Consider the following 17,661-nt stretch of genomic DNA (forward strand, 5'->3'; position numbering starts at 1 on the left):
TCGAGGCAATTTGTTACACTGCCCGCTAGCGCGTAATACAAGGCAAGCAAACATGCAGGATGCCAGCAACCTGATCTGGGTGGACATGGAAATGACCGGGCTGGACCCGGATCGCGAGTTCGTGATCGAAATCGCCACGATCGTCACCGACAGCAACCTCACCACGCTCGCCGAGGGGCCGGTTATCGCTATCCACCAGAGCGATGCCACTCTCGATGCCATGGACGAATGGAACACCACCCACCACAACAATTCCGGCCTGGTTGCCCGGGTCCGCGCCAGCGACTACGACGAGCGCCGCGCGGCCCGGGAAACGCAGGACTTCCTCGAGCAGTGGGTGCCAAAGGGCGCTTCACCGATGTGCGGCAACACGATCTGCCAGGACCGGCGCTTCATGTTCAGGCACATGCCGGAGCTCGAGGCGTTTTTCCACTACCGCAACCTGGATGTCAGCACGCTGAAGATCCTGATGCAGCGCTGGCGGCCGGAGCTGGATGCCGGGTTGAGCAAGAAGGGTTCACACCTGGCGCTGGAGGATATCCGCGAGTCGATCGAGGAATTGCGGTATTACCGGGACCATTTTCTGCGCATGCCCCAGGTTTGATTGGAGGCTTCGTTGCCGGCCTGAGCACGGGAAAAGGCCACCCGAAAAACGCAAAAGCGCCATCCCTGGCAGCTCGGCTTCCCGGAGCGCCGGCCGGGCCCTCCATGGCCTCAGACGTTTTCGTGTGACCTTTTCCCGTACTCAGTCCTCTCTAACTGCCACACTTTGTACTCAGTCACTCAGTCACTCAGTCACTCAGTCACTCAGTCACTCAGTCACTCAGTCACTCAGTCACTCAGTCACTCAATCACGTTTCACGTTATGGCGACGAGCGTGCTCGAAAGGTAGGGATGTAGCGCGAGATATGCCTTGGCGGGGCGTCCGAGGACATGGATCTCCGAGGCCGGGCCTGCACATGGATGTGCGCTTTTTGGCGGTCCCGACAAGGCATATCTCGCGCTGCGGCCCGGGATGTCCCTCCCGAAACCAAAAGCTGGATTGAACCCGGGAATCAGGAGGCGAGATTATCCAAGGCCCACTGAACATGCTCCCGTACCAGCTCAGAGGGATAGACCAGCCGGCTCTTGAGAGCAGCGATCGCCTCCGCAGAACAAGGCCCGTTCCCCAGCCCCACCGCCAGGTTCCGCAGCCAGCACTCGTAGCCAATCCGGCGGATCGCCGAGCCCTCCGTATTGCGCAGGAAGGTGTCCTCATCCCACAGGAACAGCTCGACCAGCGAACTGTCATCCAGGCCGTGGCGGGGCTGGAAGTCGGGCTCCCCGCTCGGCTGGGCGAACTTGTTCCAGGGGCACACCAGCTGGCAGTCGTCACAGCCGAACACACGGTTGCCCATCAGCGGGCGCAGTTGGGGGTCGATACTGCCGCGGTGCTCGATGGTCAGGTAGGAAATGCAGCGGCGGGCATCCAGCTGGAAGGGGCCGACAAAGGCATTGGTGGGGCAGATCTCCAGGCAGCGGGTGCAGGTGCCGCAGTGTTTGGTGTCCTGGGACGCAGTCGTCGTCAATGGGAGGTCCGTGTAGATTTCGCCGAGGAAGAACCAGGAGCCCGCCTCGCTGTTGATCAGCATGGTGTTCTTGGCGATCCAGCCCAGGCCGGATTGCTCGGCAATGGCGCGCTCGAGTACCGGCGCGCTGTCGACGAAGGCGCGGAAGCGGCCGCCTCCCGCTTCTTCCTCGATGCGGCGGGCCAGTTGCGCCAGGCGCTTGCGAACCAGCTTGTGGTAATCGCGACCCAGTGCGTAGCGGGAGATGTAGGCCGTCTCCGAAGAGGCCAGGACAGCAGCGGCGCTGTCGTCGACCAGGTAATCCATGCGCACCGAGATCACCCGGCAGGTTTCCGGCACCAGTTGCGCGGGCTGTGCGCGCATGTCGGCATGGCGTGCCATGTAGTCCATGCTGCCGTGGTAACCGGCGTCCAGCCATTTTTGCAGGTAGGCCGGGTGCTCGCCGAGGGCGATATCGGTGACCCCGAGCTGTTGGAAGCCCAGTTCCTGCGCCCAGCGGCGTAAATCTTCGAGCATTTGTACGGAATCAGCGGGTTGCATGGGGCCACGGATGGAGGACATGAGCGTATAATTTTGCCAGAACTGGCGGCCGGACACAGGCCGCGAATTACACGGGGATCAACAGGGTCGGCATGGATACCTCCGGACTCCAGGCAATATACACGGCGGAACAAACCCGGGCGCTGGATCGCGCGGCGATCAGCGATGGCCAGCTGCCGGGAATTACCCTGATGGGTCGCGCGGCCCACGCCGCTTTCGAGTGCCTGCTGGCGGCCTGGCCCAGTCCCGCGCGGCTGCAGGTGCTGTGTGGCACCGGCAATAATGGCGGTGACGGCTTCCTGCTCGCGGACATCGCCCACAAGCGCGGTATTCCCACTGTGGTGCTGCAGCTGGGCGATCCGCAGAAAATTGCCGGCGATGCCCTGCAGGCACGCCAGCAGGCCGAGTCCAACGGGGTAACCATCCAGAACTTTGCCGAGGCCGGGCTCTCACTCGACGGCGTCATTGTCGACGCCATGCTCGGCACCGGGCTCGGCGGTGAAGTGCGGCAGGAGTACCGTGAGGCCATCGCCGCGGTGAATGCCTCTGGCCTGCCGGTGCTGGCGGTGGATATTCCCTCCGGCCTTTGCTCGGACACCGGTGCGGTGCTCGGCGCGGCGGTGCGTGCGGACCGCACCATCACGTTCATTGGCCGCAAGCGCGGCCTTTATACCCTGGACGCGGCGGGCTGCACCGGCGAGTTGCACTTTGCCGATCTCGGCGTGCCCGCCGAAGTCTACGGCCAGGTTCCCGCCGACGGATATTTGCTGAACCTGGCCGCCGCCAGGCGGCTGTTGCCCCCGCGCCCGGCCACTGCCCACAAGGGCAACTGTGGCACGGTACTGGTGATCGGCGGCGATCACGGCATGGCAGGGGCGGCTGCGCTGGCCGGCGAGGCGGCCCTGCGCTGCGGCGCCGGGCTAGTGAAAGTCGCTACCCGCGCTGCGCACGTGGCGCCACTGGTGGCGCGCACACCGGAATTGATGCCGCGGGGCGTGGAGTCCGGAGACGAACTGGAAGGACTGTTGCAATCCGCGGATGTGCTGGTGGCAGGCCCCGGGCTCGGCCAATCGGACTGGTCGGCGTTCCTGTTGCGGGCGGCGGCCGCCAGTGGCAAGCCCGTGGTGCTGGATGCCGATGGCCTCAATATGCTGGCGGCCGGAAAGGTTCGCTTCGACGGCGAGGTCGTGTATACCCCTCACCCGGGTGAGGCGGCGCGCCTGTTGGGCGTTACTACCGCGGCTGTCCAGGCAGACCGCTTTGCCGCGGTGCGGCAGCTGCAGGATAAACTGGGCGGAGTCGCCGTACTCAAGGGCAATGGCAGCCTGATCGCGGGGCGCGATGCGCTGCTGCTGAGCACCTACGGCAATCCGGGCATGGCGAGCGGCGGTATGGGCGACGTGTTGAGCGGCGTCATCGGGGCGCTTCTCGCCCAGGGGCTGCCGCCGCTGGAAAGCGCGGCGCTGGGCGTCTGTTTCCACGGTGCCGCGGCGGACGCCGCTGCGCAGTCGGGCATGCGTGGTCTGCTGGCTTCGGACCTGATGCCCTGCCTGCGGGAGATCCTGGGATGAGCCGGACCCTGCAGCTGGACCTGCCCGACGAAACGGCGATGGTCGCTTGCGGCGGACAGATCGCCGCCGCGCTGGCGCCAGGTTCCGTGGTGTTCCTGGAGGGTGACCTCGGTATGGGAAAAACCACCCTGAGTCGCGGTATCTTGCGCGGGTTCGGGCACGCTGGCGCAGTGAAAAGCCCCACCTACACCCTGGTCGAGCCCTACGAGTTGCCGGGCCAGAATGTCTATCACTTCGACCTCTACCGCCTCGGCGATCCGGAGGAGCTGGAATTTATGGGTATCCGCGACTATTTCAGCGCGGACGCCATCTGCCTGGTGGAGTGGCCGGAGCGCGGTATGGGGGTTTTGCCCCCTGCCGATATAGTGATTAATATAGAACGTAGAGGCGCGGGCCGGGCTTTGCAACTGGCCGGACAGAGCGCACAGGGTGACGAGATACTGGCCCGTCTGGAGTTGTCTTGAAGGCGGCAGTAACCAACGCGGGGCGCGAAAGAAAAATGGTCAGGGCGTGGCTCGGGGCAATTTTCGGAATACTGGCGGCATCCGCCGCACAGTCAGCCGACGTGCGCGATGTGCGTTTGTGGCGTGCGCCGGACCACACCCGTATCGTCCTCGATCTCAGCGCGCCCGCTGAGCACAAGCTCTTCGTGCTGGAGAATCCCACCCGCATTGTCCTCGATGTCGAGGACGCGCAGATGGCGACGGCCTTTCCCTCCCTCAAGATCGATAATACCCCGATAAAGAGCATTCGCTCGGGGGTGCGCGAGGGCGATGACCTGCGCATCGTCTTCGACATGGGCGCAGCGGTCAGTCCCCGCAGCTTCGCCCTCAAGGCCAACGAGCAGGCGGGGGATCGCCTGGTGGTCGATCTCTATGACCAGGGCGCGCCATCCGGCGGTGCTGCCGAAAGCGTGGCCGCGCTGCCCGAGGTGAAAAAGCGCGCGGGCGATGGCGGCAAGCGCGACATCATTATTGCGATCGACGCCGGCCACGGCGGCGAGGACCCGGGCGCGATCGGTCCCAGCCGCAAGCGCGAAAAGGACGTGGTACTGGCGATCTCCAAAGAGCTGCAGAGCCTGTTCGCAGCGGAGCCCGGCTTCACACCCACCCTGATCCGCAGCGGCGATTACTATGTCAGCCTGGCGGGACGCCGCGAGCTCGCGCGCAAGCGCCAGGCCGATCTGTTCGTATCGATCCACGCAGACGCCTTTACCAGCCCCAAGGCCTATGGCGCCTCGGTATACGCACTGTCGTTGAGCGGCGCGACCAGTACCACCGCTCGCTACCTCGCCCAGCGCGAAAACGCCTCTGACCTGGTGGGCGGGGTAAACCTCGGCGATCACGACGATGTGCTGGCGGGTGTACTGGCGGACCTGTCGATGACTTCTACCCTCGACACCAGCCTGCAGGTGGGCAGTTATGTGCTGCGCAACATGGGTGGACTGGCCCGGCTGCACAAGCGCAATGTCGAACAGGCGGGCTTTGCGGTGCTGAAATCGCCGGACATCCCCTCGATCCTGGTGGAAACCGGTTTTATCTCCAACCCGGACGAGTCCCGCAAGCTGGCGACCAGTAATTACCAGAAGCAGATGGCGCGGGCCATTTATTCCGGTATCCACAGCTGGTTCACCGCTCACCCGCCCTCGGGTACCCTGGTGGCCTGGAACAAGGCGCAGGGTGGAACCGAGTACATTATCGCCCGGGGTGATACACTCTCCGACATCGCCCAGCGGTTCAACGTATCGCTGAACTCGCTGATGAACGTCAATGGTATCGACGGCTCGAGGATCATCGTCGGCCAGAAGCTGACCATCCCGGCGAGCTAGATCCGCCGCCGGGGCCAGACGCAGCATTTTCCCAAACACTGTACCGGCCTGGAACCGCAATGCCCGTAATCCATCGACTTTCCCCGCGACTGGCCAACCAGATTGCCGCCGGCGAGGTTGTCGAGCGTCCGGCCTCCGTGGTCAAGGAAGTGCTGGAAAACAGCCTGGACGCCGGTGCCAGCCGCATCGATATCGAGGTGGAGGCGGGCGGCAGCCGGCTGATCCGCATCCGCGACAACGGCTGCGGCCTCGCCCCGGATGACCTGCCACTGGCGCTGGCCCGCCACGCCACCAGTAAAATCAGTTCACTCGACGACCTGGAGGCCGTCGGCAGCCTTGGTTTTCGCGGCGAAGCGCTGGCCAGTATCGGCTCGGTATCCCGGCTCACCCTCACCAGCAACCCCTCCGAGACCGGTAGCGAGGGCCAGTCGGCGGCCTCCGAGGGGCGCGACATGGAGGTAGTGCTGCGCCCGGCGCCGCACCCGCGGGGAACCACGGTGGAAGTGCGCGACCTGTTCTTCAACACCCCGGCCCGGCGCAAGTTCCTGCGCACCGAGAAAACCGAGTTCAACCACCTCGAAGAGGTGGTAAAGCGGCTCGCCCTGTCGCGCTTCGACGTGGCCTTCAGCCTGCGCCACAACGGCCGCGGGGTTCACGACTTCCGCGCCGGCGAAAGCGACGCGGAAAAGCGCCGCCGGGTGGCGGCGGTCTGCGGGCCCGCGTTCATGGAGCAGGCCATCGAGGTGGAAAACCAGGCCGGCGGCTATCGCCTGAGCGGTTGGGTCGGGCTGCCAACCTTTTCCCGCAGCCAGGCGGACCTGCAGTATTTCTATGTCAACGGCCGCATTATTCGCGACCGCCTGATCGCCCACGCCATCAAGCAGGCCTACCGGGATGTGCTCTACCACGGCCGCCATCCCGCCTTTGTCCTCTACCTGGAGCTGGACCCGGCGCTGGTCGATGTCAACGTGCACCCGACCAAGCACGAAGTGCGTTTTCGCGATGGCCGCTCGGTGCACAATTTTATTTTTTCCAGCCTGCACCGCTGTCTCGCTGAGGTGCGCCCTGCCGATCACGTGGCCGCGGAACTGGCTGCGGGCGAAGTGATCGATACCGCCACCGGCGAGATACGCAGCCAGACCGGGCTGGCGTTGCCGGTCGATGATCGCCCGCGCGATGGCGTGCCCTATCTGGCGGCCCAAGGGGTGCTGGCCGAGGCCGGGGCAGCTTATCGCGGTGGACAATCCGCGGCCTGGTCGCCGGGAGCGGCTGCCCGCACGGGGGGTGACTGGTCCGCGCGTCCCTCCCAGGTGGCGCCACAGCTCGGCGCTTACCGCCAGTTGTACGGCGCACCCGCCGGTGGGGAAGCAGGCGCGGTCGCCGAACAGGACATCCCCCCGTTGGGCTACGCGCTGGCCCAGCTCAAGGGTATCTACATCCTGGCCGAGAACGCGGCTGGGCTGGTGCTGGTGGACATGCACGCGGCCCACGAGCGCATCACCTACGAGCGCCTCAAGCGCGCCCGCGACAGCGACGGCATTCGCAGCCAGCCGCTGCTGGTGCCGCGACCGCTGGCGGTCAGCCAGCGCGAGGTCGCCATCGCCGTGGAATATGCGCAGTTGTTTACCGGCCTCGGCCTGCGGGTGGAAGCGGCGGGGGAGGAGTCCCTGCTGATACGCGAGGTGCCGGTGAGCCTGCGCGACGCCGATGTGGAGCAGCTGTTGCGCGACGTGCTGGCGGACCTTATCGAATACGGCAGCTCCGAACGCATCGAAGCCCACATGGACGAGCTGCTGTCCACCATGGCCTGTCACGGCTCGGTGCGCGCCGGCCGGCGGCTGACCGTGCCGGAAATGAACGCCCTGCTGCGCGACATGGAAGAGACCGAGCGCGCCGGCCAGTGCAACCACGGCCGCCCGACCTGGACGCAGCTGTCGCTGGGCGAGCTGGACAAGCTCTTCCTGCGCGGCCGCTGACGCTGTTGTGAGCGACAGCCGCCCGCGCCTGGTCTGCCTGCTGGGCCCGACCGCCTCCGGCAAGACAGACCTGGCCATTGCCCTGGCCCAGTCCATGGACTGCGAGCTGGTCAGCGTCGATTCCGCACTGGTCTACCGGGGGCTGGATATCGGCAGCGCGAAGCCCGTCTATCCGCATCACCTGGTGGATATCTGCGATCCCGCCGAGGCCTATTCGGCGGCCCGTTTCGCCGCGGACGCCGCGCGGGTCTGCGCGGATATCGTCGCCCGTGGCCGGACTCCCCTGCTGGTGGGCGGCACCATGCTCTACTTCCGCGCTTTCCTCGAGGGACTGGCTCCCATGCCCGACGCGGACCCCGCGATTCGGGCGCAAATCGAGGCGCTGGCGGCCGAGCGCGGCTGGCCCGCGGTGCACGCGGAGCTGGCGCAGGTCGATCCCGAATCGGCCGCCCGCATCCACCCCAACCATTCGCAGCGCCTGTCCCGCGCGCTGGAGGTGTTCCACGCCAGTGGCCGGCCGTTGTCCGCATGGCACGCGGAGTCGGGAGGCGCGCCCGCGGATGCCTACGACGTCCGGCAAATTGCCCTGTGTCCGCTGGAACGGGCGGAGTTACACCGCCGTATCGCCCTGCGTTTCGACAGCATGTTGCGCGAGGGTTTTCTCGAGGAAGTCCGCGGCCTGCACGCCAGGGGCGACCTGCACACCGGACTGCCGGCGATTCGCGCCGTGGGCTACCGCCAGATGTGGCAGTACCTGGAGGGCGAGTGCTCGCTGGAGGAGGCGGTCGAGCGGGGCATCGCCGCCACCCGCCAGCTGGCCAAGCGACAGCTGACCTGGTTGCGTAAATGGCCCGATCTGGCGTGGATTTTTACTGATCCTGCCGGGAACATCGCCCCGGGTGGCCTGTCAGAGTATTACCCCGGCTTGCTGGGCGGCCCCCCGGTTGCGCTGGCACGGAATTTTTTACGTTAGTGATGTGCGCCACTGGCTAACGAATGCACTATAATGTGTGCAGGAGTCACAGGGGCCTACAGACAATATCGCCGCCAGCCATAGCGCTCGGTACGGCACTGGGGTGATTCCGGTGGCTTCCGCTGGAGAAGTCCAAACTTCAATTTTTTTCGGCTCGAGTTGAGCCTGTTAGGAGAGAGAGCTATGTCAAAAGGGCATACCTTACAAGACCCTTACCTGAACCTTCTGCGTAAGGAACGCGTCCCGGTCTCGATTTACCTGGTCAACGGCATCAAGCTGCAGGGCCAGATCGAGTCTTTCGATCAGTTTGTCGTACTGCTCAAGAACACGGTCAGCCAGATGGTGTACAAGCACGCCATCTCGACTGTCGTCCCGAGCCGGGTAGTGCGGCTGCCGATGCAGCAGCCCCCGGAAGAGGGTAGTGGCAGCTAGGAATCCACCTTGCGGCAGCCTTGGCTGCCGCCTGCTCACCATCAGAGGCCATCTTGTTTTTTGATCGACCCGAATCCGGGGAACGGGCTGTGCTCGTTCATCTCAACCTCGATAGTGAAGCGGAACGGGAAGACCCGAGGGAATTCGAGGAGCTGGTGCTTTCCGCCGGCGGGGACCCTGTTGCCTACATAATGGGGTCGCGCGTCGCGCCGGACCCGCGCACGTTTGTCGGTTCCGGCAAGCTGTTGGAAATACTCGAGGAAGTCCGCCTGCACGAGGCCGAGGTGGTGATTTTCAACCACTCCCTCTCCCCCAGCCAGGAGCGCAACCTCGAGCGGGAATTCAAATGCCGGGTGCTGGACCGCACCGGGCTGATCCTCGACATCTTCGCCCAGCGCGCCCGCACCCACGAGGGCAAGCTGCAGGTCGAGCTCGCCCAGTTGCAGCACATGAGCACCCGCCTGGTCCGCGGCTGGACCCACCTCGAGCGCCAGAAGGGCGGTATCGGCCTGCGCGGCCCCGGTGAAACCCAGCTCGAAACCGACCGCCGGCTGCTGCGCCAACGCATCAAGTCGATTACCGCACGACTGGAAAAAGTCCGCCGCCAGCGCGACCAGGGCCGCCGCTCACGCCAGCGCCAGGAAATACCCACTGTGTCACTGGTCGGCTATACCAACGCCGGCAAATCCACCCTGTTCAACCGCCTGACCTCCGCTGAGGTCTACGCCGCCGACCAGCTGTTCGCGACCCTCGACCCGACCCTGCGCCGGCTGGAGCTCGACAACGTCGGCCCGGTGGTACTGGCGGACACCGTGGGCTTTATCGCCCACCTGCCGCACAAGCTGGTCGAGGCCTTCAAGGCAACCCTCGAGGAAACCCTCAACGCCGACCTGCTGCTGCACGTCATCGACGCCGCCAGCGGCGAGCGCGAGGACAACATCTACCAGGTGCGCGAAGTGCTGGAAGAGATCGGCGCCAGCGACATCCCGCGCCTCGAGGTCTACAACAAGCTCGACCTGCTCGAAATGGAGCCGCGTATCGATCGCGACCCCGAGGGCCGCCCCGAGCGGGTCTGGCTGAGCGCCGTCACCGGCGCGGGCATCGACCTGCTGCTGCAGGCGGTGAGCGAGACCGTGGGCGAGGACATGGTCAACGAGGAGCTGGAACTGAAGCCGGACCAGGGTGGCCTGCGCGCCGCGCTGTATCGCATGGGTGCCGTGGAGGCGGAGGATTATTCCGCGGACGGTGTAGCTCACCTGCAGGTGCGCCTGCCGCGCGCGGAGTGGAATCGGTTGATGAAGAAGGGCCCCGAGCCGCTGTTTTGACCGCTGGCCGCGTTTGCAACCAATAAGGAACGTTATTCGGTGCACAGAAGGTAGGGCGAGTGAAGGTTTTTCCCTGTGAAACCGTGAGGCGACAGGACGTCGCCGATCGAGCCTGCACACGGATGTGCGCTTTTGGGCGTGTTTCACAGGGAAAAACCTTCAATCGACCGTGACAGGCGGCGCTGAGCCACAAGCCGGATCGAAATGCGCATCAGGTATAACCCGCCGGCACCAGATTTGTTAGACTTCCCCAGACTTTTTAACAGGAGCTGAATATGGCCTGGAATGAACCGGGTGGCGGAAACAATAAAGGTCCCCGCGACCCCTGGGGTGGCGGCGATCAGGGTCCGCCCGATCTCGACGAGGCGCTGAAAAAGCTGCAGGAAAAATTCGGCGGCCTGTTCGGCGGCGGTTCCGGCAGATCCGGCGGCAGCAGTGGTGGCGGTAGCGGCATTTCTGCCAGCCTGCTCGGCCTGGTAGCCGTGGTAGTGGTCGGTATCTGGTTTTTCATGGGGCTGTACCAGATCGACGAGCAGGAGCGCGCGGTAGTGCTGCGCTTCGGCAAGTACGTGGACACCGTGGGTCCCGGCCTGCACTGGAATCCGCCGATGATCGACGAGGTCATCAAGGACAACATCACCAAGGTGCGCCAGGCCACGCTGGACGAGATCATGCTCACCAAGGACGAGAACATCGTCGAGGTGAAAATGTCCCTGCAGTACGTGATCGACGACCTGACCAAGTTCGTGCTGAAAGTACGCGACCCGGAAATCTCGCTGCAGCATGCCGCCCAGAGCGCCCTGCGCCACGTGGTCGGCGACACCCGCATGGACATGGTGCTGACCGAGGGCCGCGCGCAAATAGCCGCGGACGTGCGCACCCGCCTGCAGGAATACCTCAACATGTACGAGACGGGCATCCTGATCAGCAAGATCAACATCGACGAATCCAAGCCGCCGCGCCAGGTGCAGGCCGCCTTCGACGACGTGATCAAGGCCCGCGAGGACGAGGAGCGGGTGAAAAACGAGGCCCAGGCCTATGCCAATGGGGTGATCCCCGAGGCCCGCGGTTCGGCCCAGCGCCAGATCGAGGACGCCAGCGCCTACAAGGAGCAGGTGGTGGCCAACGCCCAGGGTGAGGCGGAGCGCTTCACCAAGCTGCTGACGGAATACCGCAAGGCCCCGGAAGTGACCCGCCAGCGCCTCTATATCGACGCGGTGCAGGAGGTATACGGCAACACCAGCAAGGTGCTGGTGGATGTAGAGGGTGGCAATAACATGATGTACCTGCCGCTGGACAAGCTGGCACCGGGCCAGACCAGCAGCGCGCCGCGGCGTATGACCCTGGACAGCAATACCCTGCGGCAGATTACCGACGCGGTAACCGACCAGCTGCGGCGCGACGCTGCGGTCTCCACTTCATCCAGCCGGGGAGGTCGCTAAGATGTCCAGTCGTAATATGGTGGTCGTGATCCTCGCGGTCGTCCTGCTGTGGATTCTCAGCAACAGCCTGTTTGTGATGCGCGAGACCGAGCGCGGCGTGATGCTGAAATTCGGTGAGGTGGTCAATCCCGATCTGCAGCCCGGCCTCGGGTGGAAGATTCCCTTCGTCAACAGCGTGCGCAAGTTCGACGGCCGGGTGCTCACGGTGGATTCCCAGCCCGAGCGCTTCTTCACACAGGAGAAAAAGGCCCTCATCGTCGATTCCTACGCCAAGTTCCGGGTGTCGGATACCGCCAAGTTCTACACCGCCACCAACGGCGAGGTGGTGCGGGCGATGCAGCTGCTGTCCCAGCGCATTAACGATGGCCTGCGCAACCAGGTGGCCAAGCGCACCATCCAGGAAGTGGTCTCCGGCGAGCGCGACCAGCTGATGATCGACCTGCAGGAGTCGCTCAACGACGTGGCCCGCTCCGAACTCGGCGTCGAACTGGTCGACGTGCGGGTCAAGCGTATCGACCTGCCCGCGGATGTCTCCGAGTCGGTCTACCGCCGGATGAACGCCGAGCGGGAAAAAGAGGCCCGTGAGCATCGCTCACAGGGCCAGGAACTGGCCGAGGGTATCCGCGCTGCGGCCGACCGCGAGGTCACGGTGATCAAGGCGAACGCCTACCGCGACGCGGAGCAGATTCGCGGTGAAGGTGACGCCGAGGCCACCCGGATCTACGCCGAGGCCTTCAACCAGGATCCGGAGTTCTATGCGTTTACCCGCAGCCTGCAGGCCTACCGGGATTCCTTCCAGGGCGATGGCAATATCCTGCTGCTGGAGCCGGACGACGAGTTCTTCCGCTACCTGAAGGATTCGCGCGGCGGGAAGTAGCGCATAAGCGGCGCCGAATGGGCTCAGGGCCCTTTTCCGGGCAGGGCAAGTGCCCTGCCCGGAAAAGGGCCCTGAGCCCGGTACGGAGCGCCCAACAAATTTACAGGTACTATCCGCGGCGGTTGTGGTAGCATCCCGCAACCGTGGGATTCGTCGTTTGCGCTGCAGGCGATGCGCCCGCGGTTTTTTGTGTCCGGCCGATTACTGAGGGTCAATGGACTTCTGGCAAGTACTCCCCGTAGCGCTGGCACTGGTACTGATTATCGAAGGGTTGATGCCCTTCCTGAGTCCTCGCCGCTGGCGTGAGCTGGTGGCGAAAGTGGCGACTCTGGATGATCGCGTAATTCGCAACATCGGCCTGCTGAGCATGCTCGGCGGCCTGGCGATGTTGTATTGGGTACATTAAGGGTGACTGATGACATCAGTTGATCGTTGGCAACTGCCGGACGGTATCGAAGAGGTACTTCCCGAACAGGCGGCGCAGGTTGAGCTGCTGCGCCGGCGCCTGCTCGACCAGTTCCGCGCCTGGGGCTACGAGCTGGTGATTCCACCGCTGGTGGAGTTTACCGACTCACTGCTGATCGGCCTCGGCCAGGACCTGGACCTGCGCACCTTCAAGCTGACCGACCAGATTTCCGGCCGCTCCATGGGCGTGCGCGCCGACATCACCCCGCAGGTGGCGCGTATCGACGCCCACAGCCTCGGCCGGGAGGGCGTTTGCCGGCTCTGCTACGCCGGCTCGATCCTGCACACCCGCTCAAACTCCCTGATGGCCTCCCGCTCGCCCATCCAGCTGGGGGCCGAATTGTTTGGCGATGACAGCCTCGCATCGGATGTCGAGGTCATCCGCCTCATGCTGGCGACGCTGGCGCTCGCCGGTGTCGAAAACTACACCCTGGATCTCGGCCACGTGGGCGTCTATCGCGCCGTGCTCGACGCTGCGGGTCTCGACAGCGAGCTCGAAGCCCGGGTCTTTGACTGCCTGCAGCGCAAGTCCCTGCCCGACCTGCACAACGTGCTGGCAGGCGTCGCCCCCGAACCCGCTGAGCTGATCCTCGGGCTGCTCAACCTGCACGGCGATGACGATGTCCTGTCCCGGGCCCGGGCCCTGTTTGAGCGCCGTGCGCCGGCCGCGCTGGCCGCGGTGGAAGCCCTGCAGTCGGTGGCGCAGAGCCTGCGCCAGTTGCAGCCGGAACTGCCGATTTACTATGACCTGGCGGAATTGCGCGGCTACCACTACCACACCGGGCTGGTGTTTGCCGCCTATGTCAGCGGCCACGGCAAGGCGCTGGCCAACGGCGGGCGTTACAACGGCGTCGGCGAAGTATTCGGCCGGGCGCGCCCCGCCACCGGATTCAACACTGACCTGAAGGCGCTGATGAGCCTCACCGCCGATCCGGCGCCCCGGCCGTCCGCCATCGCGGTGCCGGACAGCGCTGACCCCGCACTGGCAGCGGCGGTACAGCAACTGCGGGCACAAGGTGAAATCGTCATACACCGCCTGCCCTCGGGCAGCGACCCGCGCTGCAGCCGGGAGCTGGTCGAGGTGGACGGCGACTGGCGGGTGCAGCCACTGGCATAGTGGCCTGCCCCGTCGACGGGAAGAATTTGGATTAACCTCGCGCGAGCTCCGCTCCGCGAATTGACAGCGGTACCCTGAGCGAACCCTCACGCCGGGTTCAGTGAAGACAAGGCACGAGCAAAGCACATGAGCAAGAATGTAGTCGTCCTCGGCACCCAGTGGGGTGATGAAGGCAAGGGCAAGATCGTAGACCTCCTGACCGACCAGGCCAACGCCGTGGTGCGGTTCCAGGGCGGTCACAACGCCGGTCACACGCTGGTCATCGGCGGTGAGAAAACCGTCCTGCACCTGATCCCCTCCGGTATCCTGCGCGAAAACGTCCAGTGCCTGATCGGCAACGGCGTGGTGCTGGCGCCCGATGCCCTGCTCAAGGAAATGAAGGAGCTGGAAGACCGGGGCGTACCGGTGCGCGAGCGTCTGAAAATTTCCGCTTCCTGTCCCCTCATCCTGCCCTACCACGTGGCGCTGGACCAGGCGCGCGAGGCGCGCAAGGGCAATGACAAGATCGGCACCACCGGCCGCGGTATCGGCCCGGCCTATGAGGACAAGGTCGCCCGCCGCGGACTGCGCCTGGGCGACCTCAAGGACGAGCACCGCTTTGCGCGCAAGCTCAAGGAAGTGATGGAATACCACAACTTCGCCCTGGAGCATTTCTACCGCACCGAGCCGCTGGATTACCAGCAGGTCCTCGAGGAAACCCTCGAGATGGCCCCGCAGTTGTTGCCGATGATGGCCGATGTGACCGCGCTGCTGCACGAGTACCGCAAGACCAACGCGAAAATCATGTTCGAAGGCGCCCAGGGATCGCTGCTGGATATCGACCACGGCACCTATCCCTTCGTCACCAGCTCCAACACCACCGCCGGCGGTACCGCCACCGGCTCGGGTTTCGGTCCGCTCTATCTGGATTACGTGCTGGGTATTACCAAGGCCTACACCACCCGGGTCGGCTCCGGCCCCTTCCCCACCGAACTGTTCGACGAGACCGGCGCGCACCTGGCGAAAAAAGGCCACGAATTCGGCGCCACCACCGGCCGCCCGCGTCGCTGTGGCTGGTTCGACGCGGTTGCCCTGCGCAACGCGGTGAACATCAACTCGGTGAGCGGCCTGTGCCTGACCAAGCTGGACGTGCTCGACGGCCTGGAATCCATCCAGATCTGTGTCGGCTATGCCGACGAGAACGGCAACCCCCGCCCCAACCCGGTGGACTCCGATGACTACGAGGGCCTGTACCCGGTCTACGAAGTGGTTGCCGGCTGGAGCGAGTCCACCATCGGTGCGAAAAGCCTCGAGGAACTGCCGCAGGCGGCCCTCGACTATATCGCGCGGATCGAGGAAGTGGTTGGCGCCAGCATAGATATCATCTCCACCGGCCCGGACCGGGAGGAGACGATCGTGTTGCGGCATCCTTTCGGGGGCTGAAACGCCCCCTCGGCCAGCAGTTCCGCCCGCGTGGCGGAGCTTCCCGCTGGCCTGGGCCTGCGGAAAAATTTCCACGAATCATCTGTGCTAAAGTGCCGCCAGTGGGGCTGTACGGGGGCGGCCACGAATTTGGCGTGGTGGGAGTGACGTGGCTGGAATCTTTGGGATATACCGGGGCAGCGGGCAGCCCGTCCTGCCGGAAGAACTTGAGCCGATGGCCCGTGAACTCGCGCATCGTGGTCCGGACGGCGTGGGTTTTTCCGCCAGCGGCTCGCTCGGGCTCGGTCACTGTGCACTCCATGCGACCGCCGAGTCAAAGTTCGACCAGCTGCCTCACCAGTGCCCCGATTCCGGCTTGAGCATCACCGCAGACGCCCGCCTCGACAACCGCGACAGCCTGATCTCCGAGCTGCGTCTCACCCCGGACGATCCGTCACGGCTTGCCGACAGCCGGATTATCCTTGCCGCCTATCGCCGCTGGGGCGCGTCCTGCGTGGACCACCTGCTAGGTGATTTTGCCTTTGTTATTTGCGATCAACCGCGCAATACACTGTTCTGCGCGCGTGATCACATGGGTTGCAAGCCATTCTATTACAGCAAGGCAAATGGCACGTTCGTCTTTGCCTCCTCCGCGCTGGGCGTCATTCGCGGTCCGGGGGTGCCCGCAGAGGTCTCGCCCGGTCGGGTAGCGGACTACCTCGTGGAGTACCTGGAAGGCCTGGACCGTACAGCCACGTTTTTTGCCGCGGTTTCCCGCCTGCCCGCCGGTTGTACCATGACGGTAAACGCGGGTGAATTCCGGGTTGCACAATACTGGACGCCAGGGGCCGACCATCCACTGCACCTCGGCTCCGACGAAGCGTACGTCGATGCGCTTGAAGAGCTGTTCCGCGATGCCGTCAGGGTACGCCTGCGCGGATTACACCAGCCCGCTTCAATGCTCAGTGGCGGCCTGGATTCTTCCACCGTCGTTGGTGTTGCGAGCAATCTGTTGGGGGCTGGCACGGCGGCAAGGCCGATCCTGACGCTGTCGGCGACGCGTCCGGGTGATCTGGCTTGCCTCGAGACCCGGTACTCGAAACAGGTGGTCAACAGTGTCGGTGCGCAGCCGGTTTACCTGACGCCGGATGCGGTAGGCAGTTACGCGGCAGAGCTCGAACAGTGGTGTGCGCGGTGTGAGGATCCGTTCGATCTGATGATGATCGTGCCGGCGTTGACTGCCCTGGCTGCGCGCGAACAGGGCGCCCGTTATCTGCTCGACGGCGTCGATGGCGATATCGTCGCGGGGCTCCCTGTCAATCCACTGCCCTTCCTGCTGCGCCAACGCGAATTGGGGCACTTCCTCGGCGAGCTCCGGCGTCTGGGTGAAAGTGGCGATGGCATCCCCTGGCGCCGTGCCTTCAGGTCGGTGTTGGCCGCCTGCCAGCCGCGATGGGCCCGGCGCCGGCGAGAGTTCGGGCGGACGTCGGCGCGGATGCATGCGCTCCTGAGTGAGGCGGGGCTCGATCCCGCATTCGCGCGTGCCGTGCGGCTGGACGAACGCTTTGCCCTGGATGCGCGCAACAATCACTTTAGCCTGGGCGATTCCCTTATGGCCGTTCACGCGAACATTCTCGGAACTGCCTTCCTGAGTGCCGGTATCGAACGCTACGAGCGCAGCGCTGCGGCAATGGGGCTCGAAGCGCGGCATCCGTTTCTCGACAAACGCATCGTGGAATTTTTCCTGAATCTGCCCCACGACCAGAAAGTCCGTGGAGGCGTGTCCAAGTTTCTGCTGAGGCAGCTGGCAGCGCGCTACCTGCCTGAACCGGTGGCGCAGAGGGTGGAAAGGCAGCATGTAGGTATGCTCTACCATGGCTGGTTCCGGGAGTTGCAACAGCAGTTTTGCCCGCCGGGCACCACCGCTGAGCTGGCTGAACAATTGTCCGCGTGGCTGCCACCGCAGTATGCATTGAAGCTGGCGGCCGGTGAAAATGACCAGAATTCGCGGCGGCAGCGAGTGGCATTGTTGGTCAATTGGCTGCAAAATAACCTTTCTTTAACATGAATCAGGGCCTTGGGGGCTTATTGACAATGGCAGGCGTTACCAAACCACCTCGGAACCAGGCGCGGCGCGCGTATCAGC

15 protein-coding genes are annotated in these 17,661 nt (G+C 64.6%); 14 read left to right on the forward strand and 1 reads right to left on the reverse strand.

The genetic code is table 11. The features are described 5' to 3' along the window. The first annotated feature begins 52 nt into the window (after window positions 1–52). Window positions 53–604, forward strand: a complete 552-nt coding sequence (orn, locus tag ACNKU3_RS15295) for an oligoribonuclease (protein WP_418260378.1) — start codon at window positions 53–55, stop codon at window positions 602–604. A 451-nt stretch (window positions 605–1,055) separates the two neighbouring features. Here the strand turns inward: orn and queG are convergent, their stop codons facing one another. Continuing rightward, window positions 1,056–2,084: a tRNA epoxyqueuosine(34) reductase QueG gene (queG, locus tag ACNKU3_RS15300; protein ID WP_418260379.1), complete on the reverse strand. Its 1,029-nt coding sequence runs from the start codon at window positions 2,082–2,084 to the stop codon at window positions 1,056–1,058. Window positions 2,085–2,200: 116 nt separating this feature from the next. Between queG and ACNKU3_RS15305 the strand changes: the two genes are divergently transcribed. The 13 genes from ACNKU3_RS15305 (at window position 2,201) to ACNKU3_RS15365 (ending at window position 17,583) form a co-directional block, all read left to right on the forward strand. Next, window positions 2,201–3,679 (forward strand): NAD(P)H-hydrate dehydratase, encoded by a 1,479-nt coding sequence (locus ACNKU3_RS15305; RefSeq protein WP_418260380.1) that lies wholly within the window; start codon window positions 2,201–2,203, stop codon window positions 3,677–3,679. Then, a complete protein-coding gene (gene tsaE, locus ACNKU3_RS15310; protein ID WP_418260381.1) occupies window positions 3,676–4,143 on the forward strand; it encodes a tRNA (adenosine(37)-N6)-threonylcarbamoyltransferase complex ATPase subunit type 1 TsaE in 468 nt (155 codons plus the stop codon). The genes ACNKU3_RS15305 and tsaE overlap by 4 nt, the downstream gene beginning before the upstream one ends. Window positions 4,144–4,178: 35 nt before the next feature. Further along, window positions 4,179–5,507 (forward strand): N-acetylmuramoyl-L-alanine amidase, encoded by a 1,329-nt coding sequence (locus ACNKU3_RS15315; RefSeq protein ID WP_418260559.1) that lies wholly within the window; start codon window positions 4,179–4,181, stop codon window positions 5,505–5,507. Window positions 5,508–5,566: 59 nt separating this feature from the next. Continuing rightward, a complete protein-coding gene (gene mutL / locus ACNKU3_RS15320; protein ID WP_418260382.1) occupies window positions 5,567–7,483 on the forward strand; it encodes a DNA mismatch repair endonuclease MutL in 1,917 nt (638 codons plus the stop codon). 7 nt (window positions 7,484–7,490) lie between these two features. Then, the gene (gene miaA / locus ACNKU3_RS15325; protein WP_418260383.1) at window positions 7,491–8,456 is read left to right on the forward strand and encodes a tRNA (adenosine(37)-N6)-dimethylallyltransferase MiaA; all 966 of its coding nucleotides are present in this window, start codon (window positions 7,491–7,493) and stop codon (window positions 8,454–8,456) included. 183 nt (window positions 8,457–8,639) lie between these two features. After that, a complete protein-coding gene (gene hfq / locus ACNKU3_RS15330) occupies window positions 8,640–8,888 on the forward strand; it encodes an RNA chaperone Hfq (RefSeq protein WP_418260384.1) in 249 nt (82 codons plus the stop codon). Window positions 8,889–8,941: 53 nt separating this feature from the next. After that, a complete protein-coding gene (hflX, locus tag ACNKU3_RS15335) occupies window positions 8,942–10,213 on the forward strand; it encodes a ribosome rescue GTPase HflX (RefSeq protein WP_418260385.1) in 1,272 nt (423 codons plus the stop codon). Between the two features lie 275 nt (window positions 10,214–10,488). Beyond that, window positions 10,489–11,655: an FtsH protease activity modulator HflK gene (gene hflK, locus ACNKU3_RS15340; protein WP_418260386.1), complete on the forward strand. Its 1,167-nt coding sequence runs from the start codon at window positions 10,489–10,491 to the stop codon at window positions 11,653–11,655. Between the two features lies 1 nt (window position 11,656). Next, a complete protein-coding gene (gene hflC / locus ACNKU3_RS15345) occupies window positions 11,657–12,532 on the forward strand; it encodes a protease modulator HflC (RefSeq protein ID WP_418260387.1) in 876 nt (291 codons plus the stop codon). A gap of 214 nt (window positions 12,533–12,746) precedes the next feature. Continuing rightward, window positions 12,747–12,938: a DUF2065 domain-containing protein gene (locus ACNKU3_RS15350; protein WP_418260388.1), complete on the forward strand. Its 192-nt coding sequence runs from the start codon at window positions 12,747–12,749 to the stop codon at window positions 12,936–12,938. A 9-nt stretch (window positions 12,939–12,947) separates the two neighbouring features. Further along, window positions 12,948–14,114, forward strand: coding sequence for an ATP phosphoribosyltransferase regulatory subunit (locus tag ACNKU3_RS15355; protein ID WP_418260389.1), 1,167 nt, complete (start codon window positions 12,948–12,950; stop codon window positions 14,112–14,114). Window positions 14,115–14,240: 126 nt separating this feature from the next. Beyond that, the gene (locus ACNKU3_RS15360) at window positions 14,241–15,536 is read left to right on the forward strand and encodes an adenylosuccinate synthase (RefSeq protein ID WP_418260390.1); all 1,296 of its coding nucleotides are present in this window, start codon (window positions 14,241–14,243) and stop codon (window positions 15,534–15,536) included. A 214-nt stretch (window positions 15,537–15,750) separates the two neighbouring features. Beyond that, window positions 15,751–17,583, forward strand: a complete 1,833-nt coding sequence (locus ACNKU3_RS15365; RefSeq protein ID WP_418260391.1) for an asparagine synthase-related protein — start codon at window positions 15,751–15,753, stop codon at window positions 17,581–17,583. Window positions 17,584–17,661 lie beyond the last annotated feature (78 nt).

Origin of the sequence: Haliea sp. E17, assembly GCF_048323675.1 — a bacterium.
GTDB lineage: Bacteria > Pseudomonadota > Gammaproteobacteria > Pseudomonadales > Halieaceae > Mangrovimicrobium.

Bases quoted from the DNA above. Each gene is read 5' to 3' on its own strand.
- mutL (WP_418260382.1), top strand. From the start codon at position 5,567: ATGCCCGTAATCCATCGACTTTCCCCGCGACTGGCCAACCAGATTGCC.
- ACNKU3_RS15350 (WP_418260388.1), top strand. From the start codon at position 12,747: ATGGACTTCTGGCAAGTACTCCCCGTAGCGCTGGCACTGGTACTGATT.
- hflC (WP_418260387.1), top strand. From the start codon at position 11,657: ATGTCCAGTCGTAATATGGTGGTCGTGATCCTCGCGGTCGTCCTGCTG.
- tsaE (WP_418260381.1), top strand. From the start codon at position 3,676: ATGAGCCGGACCCTGCAGCTGGACCTGCCCGACGAAACGGCGATGGTC.
- orn (WP_418260378.1), top strand. From the start codon at position 53: ATGCAGGATGCCAGCAACCTGATCTGGGTGGACATGGAAATGACCGGG.
- ACNKU3_RS15360 (WP_418260390.1), top strand. From the start codon at position 14,241: ATGAGCAAGAATGTAGTCGTCCTCGGCACCCAGTGGGGTGATGAAGGC.
- hfq (WP_418260384.1), top strand. From the start codon at position 8,640: ATGTCAAAAGGGCATACCTTACAAGACCCTTACCTGAACCTTCTGCGT.
- queG (WP_418260379.1), bottom strand. From the start codon at position 2,084: ATGCTCGAAGATTTACGCCGCTGGGCGCAGGAACTGGGCTTCCAACAG.
- ACNKU3_RS15355 (WP_418260389.1), top strand. From the start codon at position 12,948: ATGACATCAGTTGATCGTTGGCAACTGCCGGACGGTATCGAAGAGGTA.
- ACNKU3_RS15315 (WP_418260559.1), top strand. From the start codon at position 4,179: ATGGTCAGGGCGTGGCTCGGGGCAATTTTCGGAATACTGGCGGCATCC.
- ACNKU3_RS15365 (WP_418260391.1), top strand. From the start codon at position 15,751: ATGGCCCGTGAACTCGCGCATCGTGGTCCGGACGGCGTGGGTTTTTCC.
- hflK (WP_418260386.1), top strand. From the start codon at position 10,489: ATGGCCTGGAATGAACCGGGTGGCGGAAACAATAAAGGTCCCCGCGAC.
- ACNKU3_RS15305 (WP_418260380.1), top strand. From the start codon at position 2,201: ATGGATACCTCCGGACTCCAGGCAATATACACGGCGGAACAAACCCGG.